This window comes from Bacillus sp. 196mf (assembly GCF_003217275.1).
GTDB classification, from domain to species: domain Bacteria; phylum Bacillota; class Bacilli; order Bacillales; family Bacillaceae_G; genus Bacillus_A; species Bacillus_A thuringiensis_S.
The window spans coordinates 60,141-75,646 of record NZ_QJTG01000019.1 but is presented as its reverse complement, the minus strand read 5'-3'; the positions used below and the strand labels follow the sequence as shown (position 1 = coordinate 75,646).

The window sequence follows — 15,506 nt, the reverse complement described above, 5'->3', positions numbered from 1 at the left end:
ATTGATGAATCGTGTTATCCTCGTTGGTCGTTTAACTAAGGACCCTGACTTACGTTACACGCCCAATGGTGTTGCAGTAGCTACTTTTACGTTAGCTGTGAATCGCGCATTTGCGAATCAACAAGGTGAGCGTGAAGCTGACTTTATTAATTGTGTAATATGGCGTAAACAAGCAGAAAACGTAGCAAATTATTTGAAAAAAGGAAGCTTAGCAGGCGTAGATGGACGTCTTCAAACTCGTAATTACGATGGACAAGACGGTAAACGTGTATATGTAACAGAAGTTCTTGCGGAAAGCGTACAATTTTTAGAGCCGCGTAATGGCGGTGGGGAGCAACGTGTTTCATTCAATCAGCAACCATCAGGAGCTGGTTTCGGTAACCAAGGCTCTAACCCATTTGGTCAATCTAGTAATTCAGGTAACCAAGGTAATCAAGGGAACTCTGGATTTACGAAGAATGACGATCCATTTTCAAATGTAGGTCAACCGATCGACATTTCCGACGACGATTTACCGTTCTAATACAGTAAATTTGTTAGTTTTAACAAAGAATGGAGGGAAATAGACATGGCAGGACGCAAAGGTGGACGTGCGAAACGTCGTAAGGTGTGTTTCTTCACAGCTAACGGCATCACTCGCATTGACTATAAAGATGTTGATTTATTAAAACGTTTCGTTTCTGAGCGTGGTAAAATTTTACCTCGTCGTGTAACAGGGACAAGCGCAAAATACCAACGCAAACTTACAGTTGCAATTAAACGTGCTCGTCAAATGGCACTTTTACCATATGTTGGTGAATAATAGCGTATGAAATGCACAGTAGAGTCGGACTCTACTGTGCATTTTGCTATGCTTTTCTTTTTTGAAAGAGAGGTTAAAATGTGAAACAAACAAAGTTTATTACAGAAGGCGCAGCGTTATTAGCTATATATGTAATTTTATTGCTTATATCTATGTATGTTCCGATTTTAGGTACTGTTGTAACTTTTGCGTTGCCGTTACCATTTATACTATTAACGATAAGATATAAACTATCTAATGTGCTCGTGATTTTTGTAGCAGCACTTTTTGTTACTATTATTGTGAGTCAACCTATGAATTTAGTGAAGACAACTATGTTTGGATTGATAGGGATTGTTTTAGGGTATATGTATAAAACAAGAAAAAAGCCAGTGGAAATCTTAATAGCGGGGACGCTTGCATACTTAATTGGTTTTGTACTTATTTATGTTGCGAGTATAAAGTTTTTCAACATAGATATAATGAAGCAAATGCAAAGTGTGTTTAGTGAAAGTATGGTGCAAAGTGAAAAGATAGTAAGTGCTATAGGTATGCCGATTAGTAAGGAACAAAAAGAGTTACTTACACAAATGAATGATATATTACAATCGTTATTTCCAAGTATACTTGTTCTAGTTTCAGTATGTTTTTCTTGGATTACAGTGATAATATCAGGTAGTGTTTTGAAAAAGTTAAAACATGACATTATACCTTGGCCTAAATTTAAAGATCTACAATTACCAAAGAGTATTGTTTGGTATTACGTTATATTTATTTTGTTAGCAACTTTTATAAAAGTAGATCCAACATCATATTTACATATGGTATTTTCTAACCTATATGTCATATTTGCACTATTGCTTGTATTGCAAGGGCTGACATTCATTTCCTTTTTAGCGTATAGAAAAGGTTTTACTAAAGGGGTTCCTATTATTAGTTTTATTGTATGCATGTTTATTCCGATGCTGTTTCCTCTTGTGACAATCTTAGGTATAATTGACTTAGGGATTTCGTTGCGTTCTAAAATAGGGGAATAAAATAATATTCCTTATACTATTTTAATCTGTTTAACTAACTGGAAGGTGAGTTAGTTTTACTTTATAGGAGTTGTATACATGCCTGAATTTGATAAGAAACAGTGGTTTTTATATCCTGTTTATGTATTGGCATTTTTTGTGTTTGTGCTCATTTCAATTCTCTGTTATTTTCATTTAATTATGGGGATAGCTGCTTTTATCATTTTTTGTATCGTGTTCTTTATCGTTATACGATTTGAACTTAATTTTCAAAGGAATTTCGAAAAGCATACGACAGATATGATTACGAGGGTAAAGAAAGTCAGTAATGAAGCATTTAACCAAATGCCGATTGGTATTTTGTTATACAATAAGGATTACGGGATTGATTGGGCAAATCCTTATTTATCTTCATGCCTGGGACAGCATGCGTTAGCTGGATGGCACCTTTACGATGTATCAGAAACATTACTTCTTTTCATTAAAGGAGAAACTTCTGATGATATAGTCTCTTTAAATAATCGAAAGTTTCGCGTTTTTGTAAGGAAAGAAGAAAAGTTAATTTATTTCTTTGATGTAACAGAACAAACGGAAATCGAAAAGATGTATGAGGATCAACGCACTGTTTTAGCTGTAATTTATTTGGATAATTATGATGAAGTTACACAAGGATTAGATGATCAATTACGTACGAATATAACAAGTCTTGTGACATCGCGACTAAATGAATGGGCACTTAAGTATGGTGCGTATTTAAAACGTGCATCTTCAGAAAGATTCTTCGTTGTGCTAAATGAAAGTATTCTGACGCAGATGGAGAAAGGGAAATTTAGTATTTTAGATCAGGTGCGTGAAGAAACATCTAAAAGGAATATACCACTTACATTAAGTGTAGGTGTCGGATCAGGTGATTTACCTTTGTCAGAGCTTGGGTCAATGGCTCAATCTGGTTTAGACCTTGCGCTTGGGCGTGGTGGAGACCAAGTAGCTATTAAACAAGCGACAGGTAAAGTTAAGTTCTATGGAGGTAAGACAAATCCCGTTGAAAAGCGTACCCGTGTACGTGCTAGGGTCATTTCGCATGCGTTAAAGGATTTAGTATTAGAAAGTAGTAATGTCATTATCATGGGGCATAGGGCTCCTGATATGGACGCAATTGGTGCTGCGATTGGTATTTTAAAAGTGGCTCAATTAAACGAGCGTAAAGGATATATTGTATTAGATGAAAATGATTCTGATAAGGGAATTAAACGCTTGATGGACAAAGTGAAACAAAATGAGGAGTTATGGTCTCATTTTATTACTCCAGAGCAAGCGATGGAATTTGCAAATGATGAGTCGTTACTTGTTGTTGTTGATACGCATAAACCTTCTATGGTGATGGAGCAAAAACTGTTACATAAAATTGAAAATGTAGTAGTTATTGATCATCATCGTCGTGGGGAAGATTTTATTGAAGACCCATTGCTAGTTTATATGGAACCATATGCTTCTTCCACGGCAGAATTGGTTACAGAATTACTTGAGTATCAACCTAAAAATTTAAAGATGACAATGCTAGAAGCGACGGCATTGTTAGCAGGTATTATTGTCGACACGAAAAGTTTCACATTCCGGACAGGGGCTCGTACATTTGATGCTGCTTCTTATTTACGCTCACATGGTGCAGATACTGTACTTGTACAAGAACTTTTAAAGGAAGATATGGATCAGTATTTACGGGTTGCAAAAGCTATAAAAAATGCGTACATTTATAAAAATGGAATTGCGATTGCTAAAGTTGATAGTGATGATTACTACGATCAAGTGCTTATTGCGCAATCGGCAGACACGTTATTAACGATGACAGGGATTATTGCATCATTTGTTGTTGCGAAACGTGGTGAGAATCTCATTGGAATTAGCAGCAGGTCTTTAGGTGAAGTGAATGTGCAGCTAATTATGGAAAACTTAGGCGGTGGAGGGCATTTGACTAATGCAGCCACACAAATGAAAAATGTTACAGTAGATGAAGCTGAGGAGAAGCTTCGATTTGTTATTGATGACTATTTACAGGGAGGCACACAATCATGAAAGTAATTTTTCTAAAAGACGTAAAAGGTAAAGGTAAAAAAGGAGAAATAAAAAACGTACCGGATGGCTATGCAAATAACTTCTTACTAAAACAAGGATTAGCTGCTGAAGCAACAAATAGCAGTATGAAAACTTTAGAAGCTCAAAAGCGTAAAGAAGAAAAAGATGCAGCAGCAGAGCTTGAAAATGCAAAAGAGTTAAAAGAGACTTTAGAGAAATTAACTGTAGAATTAAAGGCGAAATCTGGAGAAGGTGGCCGTTTATTCGGTTCTATTACGAGCAAACAAATCGTAGATGCGATGCAAAAATCACATAAAATTAAACTTGATAAACGTAAATTTGAAATGGATGATGCAATTCGTGCATTAGGCTACACAAATGTAACAGTGAAATTGCATCCGCAAGTAACAGCGACAGTAAAAGTTCATGTTAGTGAACAATAAAAATAAATTAAGCAAGGAGGATTGCGTATGAGTGATGTACTTGCTGATCGTACCCCTCCGCATAATATAGAGGCCGAGCAGGCGGTTTTAGGTGCCATATTAATTGATCAAGATGCGTTAACGTCAGCATCGGAGTTATTGGTACCTGATTCATTCTATCGAACAAAACATCAAAAGATTTTTGAGGTCATGCTTGGATTATCTGATAAAGGAGAACCGATCGACTTAGTAATAATGACATCAGCGATGGCTGATCAAGGATTACTAGAAGAAGTTGGTGGAGTGTCTTATCTAGCAGAGTTAGCAGAAGTTGTTCCAACAGCTGCTAACGTTGAATATTATGCACGTATCATTGCTGAAAAGGCACTTTTACGCCGTTTAATTCGAACAGCGACTCATATAGTGTCGGATGGATACGAGAGAGAAGATGACGTGGACGGCCTTTTAAATGAGGCCGAGAAAAAAATATTAGAAGTATCCCATCAAACGAATGCAAAAGCATTTCAAAATATTAAAGATGTTCTTGTGGATGCTTATGATAAAATTGAACTTTTGCATAATCAAAAAGGTGAAGTTACTGGGATACCAACTGGATTTACTGAATTAGATAAGATGACGGCAGGTTTCCAGCGAAATGATTTAATCATTGTAGCAGCACGTCCGTCAGTAGGGAAAACTGCATTTTCATTAAATATCGCACAAAACGTAGCGACGAAAACGGATGAAAATGTAGCGATTTTTAGCTTGGAGATGGGCTCCGATCAGCTTGTTATGCGTATGCTTTGTGCAGAAGGAAATATCGATGCGCAAAGACTTCGTACCGGGTCACTAACTTCTGATGATTGGGCGAAATTAACAATGGCGATGGGGAGTCTTTCAAATGCCGGTATATATATTGATGATACACCGGGAATTAAGGTAAATGAGATTCGAGCGAAATGTCGTAGACTAAAGCAAGAACAAGGTCTTGGAATGGTTTTAATTGACTACTTACAGCTTATTCAAGGAAGTGGGAAATCAGGTGAGAACCGTCAGCAGGAAGTATCTGAGATTTCTCGTACTTTAAAAGGGATTGCACGTGAATTGCAAGTGCCTGTTATTGCCTTATCACAGTTATCTCGTGGTGTAGAATCTCGTCAGGATAAACGCCCGATGATGTCTGATATTCGTGAATCTGGAAGTATTGAGCAGGATGCTGATATTGTAGCTTTCCTATATCGTGAAGATTACTATGACCGTGAAACGGAAAATAAAAATACGATTGAAATTATCATTGCAAAGCAACGTAACGGTCCAGTAGGTTCAGTGGAACTTGCATTCGTCAAAGAGTTCAATAAGTTCGTTAACTTAGAACGACGCTTTGAGGATGGGGCATAAAGGCAGTATAAAAAAGAAACACATTTCTTATAATAAGATGTGTTTCTTTTTTTATGGGGTAAAGATAAGGCTTTCATAAGGTGAAAACATAATTCTTACGAACGAAAATGATTTTTGATAAAAAAATGTTCGCTTTTTGGTTGACTTCTTTTTCGGTTTTGGTACAATTATATTGTTTGAATAGATCGTTTGAAAATTGCGGAGGTGCTTTAATAATGTCTTCAGTAGTAGTTGTAGGAACACAATGGGGCGACGAAGGAAAAGGTAAAATCACTGATTTTCTTTCTGAGCATGCGGAAGTAGTTGCAAGATATCAAGGTGGAAATAACGCGGGACATACAATTGTTTTCGGCGGAGTTAAATATAAGTTACACTTAATTCCATCTGGTATTTTCTATAAAGAGAAAATTTGTGTAATCGGAAATGGCTTAGTAGTAGATCCGAAAGCATTACTTGAAGAGTTAAAATACTTACACGACCGTGGTGTAAGTACTGATAATTTACGTGTAAGTAACCGTGCACACGTTATTTTACCTTATCACTTAAAACAAGATGAGTTAGAAGAGGCTAGTAAAGGTGATAACAAAATCGGTACAACGAAAAAAGGTATCGGTCCTGCATATATGGATAAAGCTGCTCGTATTGGTATCCGTATGGCTGATCTTTTAGATCGTGAAGCATTTAAAGAGAAGCTTGAGCGCAATTTAGTAGAGAAAAATCGTTTGTTTGAAAAAATGTACGATACAGAAGGTTTCAGTGTAGAAGAAATCTTTGAAGAGTACTTCGAATATGGACAACAAATCGCACAATATGTATGCGACACATCTGTTGTATTAAATGATGCACTAGATAACAATCACCGTGTATTATTTGAAGGTGCACAAGGTGTTATGCTTGATATTGACCACGGTACGTACCCATTCGTTACATCTTCTAACCCGATTGCGGGTGGTGTAACAGTTGGAACTGGAGTTGGTCCTGCGAAAGTTACTCGCGTTGTAGGTGTATGTAAAGCATATACAAGCCGTGTTGGTGACGGTCCATTCCCTACTGAACTTAATGATGAAATTGGTCATCAAATTCGTGAAGTTGGTCGTGAGTACGGAACAACAACTGGTCGTCCGCGCCGCGTAGGTTGGTTCGATAGCGTTGTTGTAAGACATGCGCGTCGTGTTAGTGGTTTAACGGATCTATCATTAAATTCTATCGACGTTTTAACAGATATTCCGACTCTTAAAATTTGTGTTGCTTACAAATACAATGGCGAAGTTATCGATGAAGTTCCAGCAAACTTAAACATTTTAGCAAAATGTGAGCCTGTATATGAAGAGCTTCCAGGTTGGACAGAAGATATTACTGGTGTAAAATCATTAGACGAGCTTCCTGAAAATGCACGAAAATACGTAGAACGTGTTTCTGAGTTAACAGGAATTCAATTATCTATGTTCTCAGTTGGACCAGATCGTAACCAAACGAATATTGTTCGTAATGTATACGAGGCTTAATTGATATTTTAAGAAAAAACTCATGTCCGCATGAGTTTTTTCTTATCTTTTATAAAAAAATGAAAAAAAGTATTGCGAAGAATACAGAATACATGTTATGATACATCTTGTCGTCACGAAAATATGACGTTGGTGAGTATGAGCCATTAGCTCAGTTGGTAGAGCATCTGACTTTTAATCAGAGGGTCGAAGGTTCGAATCCTTCATGGCTCACCATTTTATTTTTCGTGGCCCGTTGGTCAAGTGGTTAAGACACCGCCCTTTCACGGCGGTAACACGGGTTCGAATCCCGTACGGGTCATGTTTTTTTTATGCTTATTTTTGGTCCCGTGGTGTAGTGGTTAACATGCCTGCCTGTCACGCAGGAGATCGCCGGTTCGACCCCGGTCGGGACCGCCACTTTTGTTTATACCACCATTAGTGGTTTTATATATAGTTTTGGCTCGGTAGCTCAGTCGGTAGAGCAGAGGACTGAAAATCCTCGTGTCGGCGGTTCGATTCCGTCCCGAGCCACTCTCAGGATATTAAGTGGGCCCACTTAATATCCTTTTTATTTATGTAATTTTACAAAACTGAGTAGTTATTTTAAAATAGAACGAGGAGCCTCTAGCAGTTGAAGCTAGAGGTTTTTCTATAGATCGTATAGGATTCCGTGTAAAAGTGGATCATACATGAGTCTATGAGAATAGAGGAGAAAATACTTAAACAAAGGATGCGGTCATATAGGACATACTATGTAAACATCAATATGTTTAGGGATTATTGACCATATTTTTATAAGGAGGAAATAGACGATGATGGGAAAGAAAATTTTAGTAGTTGATGATGAAAAGCCGATTGCAGATATTTTGAAGTTTAACCTAGAAAAAGAAGGTTTTGAAATAGTAATGGCGCATGATGGTGATGAAGCAATTGAAAAAGCTAATGAAGAACAACCAGATATGGTTTTATTAGATATTATGCTACCAGGTAAAGATGGCTTAGAGGTTTGTCGTGAAATACGTAAAAGTTCAGAAATGCCGATTATTATGCTTACAGCAAAGGACTCTGAGATTGATAAAGTATTAGGGCTTGAGCTTGGGGCAGATGATTATGTAACGAAGCCATTTAGCACGAGAGAATTACTTGCTCGTGTGAAGGCGAATTTACGCCGTCACCAACAAGGTGGTGCTGCAGAAAAAGAAGAAAATACAGAAATGGTTATTGGACCAATTGTTATTAATCCAAATGCATATAGTGTAACGAAGCGCGAGGAAAATATCGAGCTTACACATCGTGAATTTGAGTTGCTACATTATTTAGCGAAACACTTAGGACAAGTTATGACACGCGAACATTTATTACAAACAGTTTGGGGTTATGACTATTTTGGAGATGTGCGCACAGTAGACGTAACAGTACGTCGTTTGCGTGAAAAAATTGAAGATAATCCAAGCCATCCTACTTTAATTGTAACTAGACGTGGAGTAGGGTATTACTTGCGTGACCCAGAGCAGGAATAGTATATGAAGAAAGTTGGTTTTTTTCAATCTATTCATTTAAAATTTGTGCTTATATATATGCTATTAATATTAATAGCGATGCAAGTTATTGGGGTATATTTTGTAAGGGAATTAGAGAAGAGCCTAGTACAAGGTTTTAGGGATTCTTTAACGCAGCAAACAAACTTATTATCATATAACTTGAAACAAGAATTTAAAAAAAGTTATACAAAAGCAGAAACAGAGTCAACAGATGAAACGATTAAAACTTCTATTCGAAAGTTTGCCTCTGATCAAAAAAAAGTTATACAAGAGGTAAGTGTATTTGATTCGCATAGAAAGTTACTGGCTATTTCAGATGAATCAAAGCAGAATAAGGTGAATAGAACATCAACTGATATAGCTGTTCAGCGAGTGTTGGTGCAAAAAAAGCCAGAAGTGAAAATTGAGAAGGATGGTAGTACAGGCCATCGTGTTCAAGTTATGCTTACTCCGATTCTAGATGATAATGGTAAGGATGCGCTTGGTGTTATATATATCGTTGCATCTATGGAAGATGTATATAAACAAATGAAGGATATAAATCAAATTTTTGCTACGGGAACAGTAATTGCCTTATTAGTAACGGCCGTACTTGGGATTTTATTGGCTCAAACAATTACAAGACCAATTTCAGATATGCGGAGACAAGCAATCGAAATGGCAAAAGGAAATTATTCGAGAAAAGTAAAGGTGCATAGCCATGATGAAATTGGACAACTGGCATTATCCTTCAATAATTTATCAAAAAAATTACAACAAGCTCGTTCTTCTACAGAAAGTGAAAGGCGTAAACTATCATCTGTTTTATCTCATATGACAGATGGAGTAATTGCTACTGACCGAAAAGGGGATATTATTTTACTAAATGACCCTGCGGAAAAGATGTTAAATGTTTCTCGTGAAACAGCGCTTGATCAATCTGTTTTAGAGGTATTAGGGATACAGGAAGAATTTACGCTCGATCATTTATATGAAGAGCCAGATTCTGTTTTATTAGATTTTAGTACGAGAAATGAACCATATATTTTACGTGCTAGTTTCTCTGTTATTCAAAAAGAAACAGGGAAGGCAAATGGTTTAATTGCCGTATTATATGATGTAACAGAGCAGGAGCGTATAGAGAGGGAACGCCGTGAGTTTGTGGCGAATGTCTCTCATGAATTAAGGACGCCATTAACGACGATGCGCAGTTATTTAGAGGCACTTACAGATGGAGCATGGCAGGATCCGAATATTGCACCACAATTTTTAACGGTTACACAAGAAGAAACAGAAAGAATGATTAGACTTGTAAATGCGTTGTTACAGCTATCTAAACTTGATAGTACAGAGCACCGTTTAATGAAAGAATGGGTCGACTTTACTGATTTCTTTAATAATATTATTGATCGCTTTGAAATGTCTAAAGAACAAAATGTAAGTTTCAAACGATCTTTCTCTAAGAAGTCTAGGTTTATTGATATGGATACTGACAAAATTACTCAAGTGCTGTATAACATTATTTCTAACGCATTAAAGTATTCACCAGAAGGTGGAACAGTAACATATCGCTTACGTGATCGCGGTGATTTATTAGAAATTAGCGTAAGTGACCAAGGAATGGGTATTCCAAAAGAAAACGTTGATAAAATCTTTGAACGTTTTTATCGCGTAGATAAAGCTCGTTCAAGACAAATGGGTGGTACGGGACTTGGATTAGCAATTGCAAAAGAAATGATCGAGGCACATGGTGGCTCTATTTGGGCGAAGAGTGAAGAAGGAAAAGGGACAACTATTTATTTCACGTTACCAATGGCAGCAGATGAAGAGGACGATTGGGAATGAGTATGGAAAACTTTAAAACAATAGTTTTAATTAACCTAGTTGTAATTAGCCTGTTTCTTACTTTTAACCTATGGACGTATGTGCCAGATTCTACATCCATGCAAAATGCAAAATTTGTACAGGGCAATGAAGGAACGAATCAAACTAAAATTTCCGATGTTGTCCGTCCTACTTCTATCATCGTGCATAAAGATAAAAATCATTATGGGAGCAGAAGAGAGGCAGATATAGAATCAATCTATAAGCCTTTGGAAGTAGGGGAGCTACATGAGTTTAGAGAGATATCAATCACTAAGGGTGATTTCCTATCCTATGTGCATGGTGAAGGGAAAATTGAACTTGTTTTCCCTACTGATATCCCATTTGATGCAGTTAAATCTATGTTTAACATGAAAGAGAAAAGTACAGATAAGCCTAAATATTTTAATCGTATTCTCCTTGATCCTTCTAGGAGTAAGGATCAAGAAATTAAAATTAACTTTGTTTCTGATGGTGATAACTTTAAAATATATGAGGCAAAATTAAGTGGTGTGTATTTAAAAGATATTGTAAATGCTCAAAATCAATTTATAGTATCAGCAAAGCCCTATTTTGATTATCAAATCAATGATATGAAAAAGTTATTTTTACCAGATGGCACGACAGAGTTAAACAATATAACATATATTTCATCTAATTTAGCAGTTGATACGTTTAAGAATGCTCTGTTTAGTGATCCTCGTTATTTAAGTCCGATTACTGAGATATCGAAAGAAACATTTACAGATGGTATTAGATCCATGGAAATTGAAAACGATCGTCACATGCTAAAGTATAAAAACTCTTCTGTCTTAACTGAGAAAACGATAGATAATTTAATGCTGTTACAAAAAAGCTTTGAATTTGTAAGTGGTCACAGTGGAAGTTTGGATTCATATCGTTTGGACTATATGAATAAAGGAGAGACAGTATTTCGCTTACATGAAGATGGATATTCCGTATTCAATACAGATGGATTAGCTGAATTGAGACAAAAATGGGGATCAGAAGAAGTAATGGAATATGAAAGACCGTTGCTGTCTTTAAATACTAAAGGCATAGAACAGAAAGTTACTCTTCCGTCAGGGCATGTTGTAATAGCATCCCTAGAAAATAATCCAGAGATAAAGAAACAAGTAATTAAGGATATTGGTATTGGATACAAGTTATCACTAGATGGGCAAGTAGTTCGACTACAACCAATTTGGTATGTAAAGCTTGTTGAAGGTGAAACGGGTAAACAGCAAATCTATGAGTGGAGTGAGGGAGGACTAAATGGATTGGGATCGAATTAAAACCATATTTATTGTGACCTTTTTTGTTTTGGACCTCTTTCTCATTTTTCAATTCATTCAAAAGCAAGATAGTAATCAATTGGAGCTTATTGCAGAAACAAAGATAGATCAAGAATTAAAAGCAAATAAAATTACTATAGGGAATATCCCTAAGGAACCGAAGAAAGAGTCATTTATTAGAGCGGAAAATAAAGCCTTTAAAGAAGATGATATACAGTCTTTGAAAAATCAAACGGCGCATATACAAAATATGTACACGATAGAAAGTAAGCTAAAAGAGCCTTTTTTAAATACGAAATCATTATCAAAAGATAAGTATAATGAATTTTTGAAGAACTATGTATTAGATGGACAAAAGTATGAATTTGGAGCGGTGAAAGACTCTAAAATTTATTTCTTCCAAAAATATAAAGATAAGCCTATTTTCTATAATAATCAGGCGATGATTGTTGTGGAATTAAATGAAAAAAATGAACTTGTTTCATATACGCAGACAATGCTAACTGATTTAAAAGAAATGGGCGAAGGTGAAAAAACGAAAGAGCAAGAAATTATTACGGCTCAAACAGCTTTAGAAAATTTGTATTTAAAAAATAAAATTCATGGAAATACACATGTTAAAGAAGCGCAAATTGGTTATGCCACTCTTACCGCATCTACTTCTAATAACCAAGTACTTGCTCCAACGTGGAATTTAAAAACGGAGCAAAAGCAGGACTTCTTTGTGAATGCAATTGAAGGACAAGTTATGGAATTAGGGGAAAAGGAAAATCAAGTGGTTGATGAACATACTGGAGTGAGAAATAATGGGGTTGCATTTTAGCGTACTTGCAAGTGGAAGTACAGGAAATATGCTATACGTAGGAACCGATGAAAAAAAATTACTAGTCGATGCAGGTTTAAGTGGTAAAGCGACAGAGGCTTTATTTAAACAAGCAGAACTGAATATAAATGATGTATCAGGTATTCTTGTAACACATGAGCATAGTGATCATATTAAAGGGTTAGGTGTATTGGCGCGAAAATATGATTTACCCGTTTATGCGAATGAGAAAACATGGAATGCAATGGAACATTTAATAGGAAATATCCCAACTGAGCAAAAATTCATTTTCTCAGTTGGGGATGTGAAAACATTTGGTGATATTGAAGTCGAATCATTTGGAGTTTCTCATGATGCGGCAGAACCGATGTTTTATGCTTTCCATAACAATAATAGGAAATTAGCGCTTATTACAGATACGGGATACGTAAGCGACCGTATGAAGGGCGTTATTAAGGGAGCTAATGCTTTCGTGTTTGAAAGTAATCATGATGTGGAAATGCTTCGTATGGGACGTTACCCATGGAGCATTAAACGACGCATTTTAAGCGACGTTGGGCATGTTTGTAATGAGGATGCTGCATTAGCGATGGCAGATGTAATTACAGATGAGACAAAGCATATTTATTTAGCCCATTTAAGCTTAGATAATAACATGAAAGAACTAGCTCGTATGTCAGTATCACAAGTACTAGAGGAAAAAGGATTTGGAGTGGGTGAATCCTTTGAAATTCACGATACAGATCCAAAAATGCCTACAAAAATTCAATACGTATAATTCTTCATTTTAGTAAACAATAAAGGTGAATATAGTTGTTTTCAGGAAGATGGGTGAACAAATATGTCCTTTATTGATGAAGAAAATTATCGTATGAAACGTGCAGGGAAAAAGAAGCATAAAGGTATAGTTCTTTCTAGTATAGCGGGAACAATTGTAGGAGCTTCTTTATTTGCGTTTGGAGCTCCTTTATTTTCAAATTCTGCTGATACGCTTCCGCAAGCTGAAGCAAGCGGAAGTAATATGGCCGAAGCTCAAGGAATTAAACAGATTAGCTTTGTAGATGCTGTTGATCGTGCATCTGAAGCCGTTGTGGGTGTTATTAACATTCAACGAGATAACTTTTCAGAGGCAGATTCAGAGGCTGGTACAGGATCAGGAGTAATTTATAAAAAGACAAATGGTCAAGCTTATATTGTAACGAATAATCATGTTGTAGCTGGAGCGAATCGTATTGAAGTAAGTCTAAGTGACGGTAAGAAGGTTCCTGGAAAAGTATTAGGAACCGATGTAGTCACAGATTTAGCTGTATTAGAAATAGATGCAAAGCATGTGAAAAAAATAATTGAAATTGGCGATTCTAATACTGTTCGTAGAGGAGAGCCAGTTATTGCGATTGGAAATCCACTTGGACTGCAATTCTCTGGAACTGTTACGCAAGGTATTATTTCAGCTAATGAACGTATTGTCCCTGTAGATTTAGATCAAGATGGACATTATGATTGGCAAGTAGAAGTGTTACAAACAGATGCGGCGATTAACCCAGGGAATAGTGGCGGTGCGCTTGTAAATGCAGCAGGACAATTAATTGGTATTAATTCAATGAAAATTGCTGCAAAAGAAGTAGAAGGAATCGGACTTGCTATTCCGGTGACTAGGGCTGTTCCGATTATGAATGAACTTGAGAAGTATGGAAAAGTAAGAAGACCGTATGTTGGGATTGAACTTAGGTCATTAAATGAAATTCCAAACTATTATTGGTCAAAAACATTACATTTACCAGGTACTGTAACAGAAGGAGTTTGTATTTTGGATGTGAAAAGTCCTTCGCCAGGCGCGGATGCTGGTTTAAGAGAACATGATGTTATTGTGGCAGTAGATGGAAAACCGATTCGCGATATTATTGGATTCCGCACGGCCTTATATGATAAGGAAATTAATGATAAAATGACTCTTACGTTTTATCGTGGTACAAAAAGAGTAACAACAACAGTGAAATTAGGCATTCAAAAGTATTAAAAACAGGAGGGCCTACCTCCTGTTTTCTATTGTAGAAAAGTGAGGTGAAGAAAATGAATTTACCTTGTTGTTTAGAACATGTTGAATTAGCGTTAGATATTATTGTGGATGAGTGTGAAGTTGCGCCGGTTATCAACAGTGTGGGTAACTCAGAAAAAGAGAAAAAAACATGTGAATTTTGTCAAAATGAGGCGACATATGTTGTATCGAACACAGATTCTCACACAATATGTGGGTAGTGTTTGTGGATATGTGGATAAGTTTTGTGGATAACATGTTTGTAAGGTGGAGGATACGTGTGAATATCTCGATTATTTCAATTGGGAAATTAAAAGAAAAATATTTGAAACAAGGTATAGCAGAATACTTAAAACGATTATCAGCATACGCAAAAGTAGAAGTAATTGAATTGCCAGATGAAAAGGCGCCAGAAAATTTAAGTGAAGCAGAAATGTTAATTGTAAAGGAAAAAGAAGGTATACGTATACTGGATAAAATTTCTGATGACACGCATGTGATTGCATTAGCTATAGAAGGAAAGCAAAAGTCATCAGAAGAATTTGCGGTAAGTCTAGATCGCCTTGCTACATACGGAAAGAGTAAAGTCGCATTTGTAATTGGTGGATCACTCGGACTAAGTTCAGAAGTAATGAAGCGTTCAAACGAATCACTTTCTTTTTCAAAGATGACGTTACCACACCAATTAATGCGATTAGTGTTGCTTGAGCAAGTGTATAGAGCGTTTCGGATTAATCGTGGGGAACCTTACCATAAGTAAGGTATTCTATGTAAAACAAAGGTAAGACGCTGA

The 15,506-nt window shown here is 36.3% G+C and carries 15 protein-coding genes and 4 tRNA genes; all 19 read left to right on the top strand.

Going from position 1 to position 15,506, the window contains the following annotated elements; genetic code table 11:
- Window position 1: 1 nt before the first annotated feature.
- The 19 genes from ssb to rlmH all read left to right on the top strand — a co-directional run bounded on the left by ssb (window position 2) and on the right by rlmH (window position 15,473).
- Window positions 2–523: a single-stranded DNA-binding protein gene (gene ssb, locus ATL10_RS22175; RefSeq protein WP_110497546.1), complete on the top strand. Its 522-nt coding sequence runs from the start codon at window positions 2–4 to the stop codon at window positions 521–523.
- 45 nt (window positions 524–568) lie between these two features.
- On the top strand, window positions 569–802 hold the full coding sequence (gene rpsR, locus ATL10_RS22170; protein WP_000918873.1) for a 30S ribosomal protein S18: 234 nt from the start codon (window positions 569–571) through the stop codon (window positions 800–802).
- Between the two features lie 80 nt (window positions 803–882).
- Entirely contained in the window at window positions 883–1,818 is a 936-nt protein-coding gene (locus ATL10_RS22165; RefSeq protein WP_098250880.1) for a YybS family protein, read from the top strand.
- A 78-nt stretch (window positions 1,819–1,896) separates the two neighbouring features.
- Window positions 1,897–3,870 carry a DHH family phosphoesterase gene (locus tag ATL10_RS22160; RefSeq protein WP_110497544.1) on the top strand — a complete coding sequence of 658 codons (1,974 nt, stop codon included), beginning with the start codon at window positions 1,897–1,899 and terminating at the stop codon, window positions 3,868–3,870.
- Window positions 3,867–4,313 (top strand): 50S ribosomal protein L9, encoded by a 447-nt coding sequence (rplI, locus tag ATL10_RS22155; RefSeq protein ID WP_000864223.1) that lies wholly within the window; start codon window positions 3,867–3,869, stop codon window positions 4,311–4,313. The genes ATL10_RS22160 and rplI overlap by 4 nt, the downstream gene beginning before the upstream one ends.
- A 27-nt stretch (window positions 4,314–4,340) precedes the next feature.
- On the top strand, window positions 4,341–5,690 hold the full coding sequence (dnaB, locus tag ATL10_RS22150; RefSeq protein ID WP_001286147.1) for a replicative DNA helicase: 1,350 nt from the start codon (window positions 4,341–4,343) through the stop codon (window positions 5,688–5,690).
- Window positions 5,691–5,905: 215 nt separating this feature from the next.
- Entirely contained in the window at window positions 5,906–7,195 is a 1,290-nt protein-coding gene (locus ATL10_RS22145) for an adenylosuccinate synthase (RefSeq protein WP_000100230.1), read from the top strand.
- A 140-nt stretch (window positions 7,196–7,335) separates the two neighbouring features.
- A tRNA-Lys gene (locus tag ATL10_RS22140) sits at window positions 7,336–7,411 on the top strand.
- Window positions 7,412–7,424: 13 nt separating this feature from the next.
- A tRNA-Glu gene (locus tag ATL10_RS22135) sits at window positions 7,425–7,496 on the top strand.
- A gap of 22 nt (window positions 7,497–7,518) precedes the next feature.
- Window positions 7,519–7,594, top strand: a tRNA-Asp gene (locus ATL10_RS22130).
- 41 nt (window positions 7,595–7,635) lie between these two features.
- Window positions 7,636–7,708 (top strand) — tRNA-Phe (locus ATL10_RS22125).
- Between the two features lie 281 nt (window positions 7,709–7,989).
- Window positions 7,990–8,697: a cell wall metabolism DNA-binding response regulator WalR gene (gene walR / locus ATL10_RS22120; protein WP_000971865.1), complete on the top strand. Its 708-nt coding sequence runs from the start codon at window positions 7,990–7,992 to the stop codon at window positions 8,695–8,697.
- Between the two features lie 3 nt (window positions 8,698–8,700).
- Complete coding sequence (gene walK, locus ATL10_RS22115; protein WP_000755367.1) at window positions 8,701–10,542, top strand: cell wall metabolism sensor histidine kinase WalK; 1,842 nt, start codon at window positions 8,701–8,703, stop codon at window positions 10,540–10,542.
- The gene (locus tag ATL10_RS22110) at window positions 10,539–11,855 is read left to right on the top strand and encodes a YycH family regulatory protein (RefSeq protein WP_075719576.1); all 1,317 of its coding nucleotides are present in this window, start codon (window positions 10,539–10,541) and stop codon (window positions 11,853–11,855) included. The genes walK and ATL10_RS22110 overlap by 4 nt, the downstream gene beginning before the upstream one ends.
- Window positions 11,836–12,678, top strand: a complete 843-nt coding sequence (locus ATL10_RS22105; protein ID WP_000383720.1) for a two-component system regulatory protein YycI — start codon at window positions 11,836–11,838, stop codon at window positions 12,676–12,678. The genes ATL10_RS22110 and ATL10_RS22105 overlap by 20 nt, the downstream gene beginning before the upstream one ends.
- Entirely contained in the window at window positions 12,662–13,456 is a 795-nt protein-coding gene (locus ATL10_RS22100) for an MBL fold metallo-hydrolase (RefSeq protein WP_000522837.1), read from the top strand. Before ATL10_RS22105 ends, ATL10_RS22100 begins: the two co-directional genes overlap by 17 nt.
- Window positions 13,457–13,519: 63 nt before the next feature.
- Window positions 13,520–14,695 (top strand): S1C family serine protease, encoded by a 1,176-nt coding sequence (locus ATL10_RS22095; RefSeq protein ID WP_000008032.1) that lies wholly within the window; start codon window positions 13,520–13,522, stop codon window positions 14,693–14,695.
- A 53-nt stretch (window positions 14,696–14,748) separates the two neighbouring features.
- Window positions 14,749–14,934 (top strand): CxxH/CxxC protein, encoded by a 186-nt coding sequence (locus tag ATL10_RS22090; protein WP_110497550.1) that lies wholly within the window; start codon window positions 14,749–14,751, stop codon window positions 14,932–14,934.
- 59 nt (window positions 14,935–14,993) lie between these two features.
- On the top strand, window positions 14,994–15,473 hold the full coding sequence (gene rlmH / locus ATL10_RS22085) for a 23S rRNA (pseudouridine(1915)-N(3))-methyltransferase RlmH (RefSeq protein ID WP_001027003.1): 480 nt from the start codon (window positions 14,994–14,996) through the stop codon (window positions 15,471–15,473).
- Window positions 15,474–15,506: the final 33 nt, after the last annotated feature.

Excerpts from the sequence above, each read along its gene's own strand:
- ATL10_RS22145 (WP_000100230.1), top strand. The coding sequence starts at position 5,906 with ATGTCTTCAGTAGTAGTTGTAGGAACACAATGGGGCGACGAAGGAAAA.
- walR (WP_000971865.1), top strand. The coding sequence starts at position 7,990 with ATGATGGGAAAGAAAATTTTAGTAGTTGATGATGAAAAGCCGATTGCA.
- ATL10_RS22095 (WP_000008032.1), top strand. The coding sequence starts at position 13,520 with ATGTCCTTTATTGATGAAGAAAATTATCGTATGAAACGTGCAGGGAAA.
- ATL10_RS22160 (WP_110497544.1), top strand. The coding sequence starts at position 1,897 with ATGCCTGAATTTGATAAGAAACAGTGGTTTTTATATCCTGTTTATGTA.
- ATL10_RS22090 (WP_110497550.1), top strand. The coding sequence starts at position 14,749 with ATGAATTTACCTTGTTGTTTAGAACATGTTGAATTAGCGTTAGATATT.
- ATL10_RS22110 (WP_075719576.1), top strand. The coding sequence starts at position 10,539 with ATGAGTATGGAAAACTTTAAAACAATAGTTTTAATTAACCTAGTTGTA.
- ATL10_RS22100 (WP_000522837.1), top strand. The coding sequence starts at position 12,662 with ATGGGGTTGCATTTTAGCGTACTTGCAAGTGGAAGTACAGGAAATATG.
- rplI (WP_000864223.1), top strand. The coding sequence starts at position 3,867 with ATGAAAGTAATTTTTCTAAAAGACGTAAAAGGTAAAGGTAAAAAAGGA.
- rpsR (WP_000918873.1), top strand. The coding sequence starts at position 569 with ATGGCAGGACGCAAAGGTGGACGTGCGAAACGTCGTAAGGTGTGTTTC.
- ATL10_RS22105 (WP_000383720.1), top strand. The coding sequence starts at position 11,836 with ATGGATTGGGATCGAATTAAAACCATATTTATTGTGACCTTTTTTGTT.
- walK (WP_000755367.1), top strand. The coding sequence starts at position 8,701 with ATGAAGAAAGTTGGTTTTTTTCAATCTATTCATTTAAAATTTGTGCTT.
- dnaB (WP_001286147.1), top strand. The coding sequence starts at position 4,341 with ATGAGTGATGTACTTGCTGATCGTACCCCTCCGCATAATATAGAGGCC.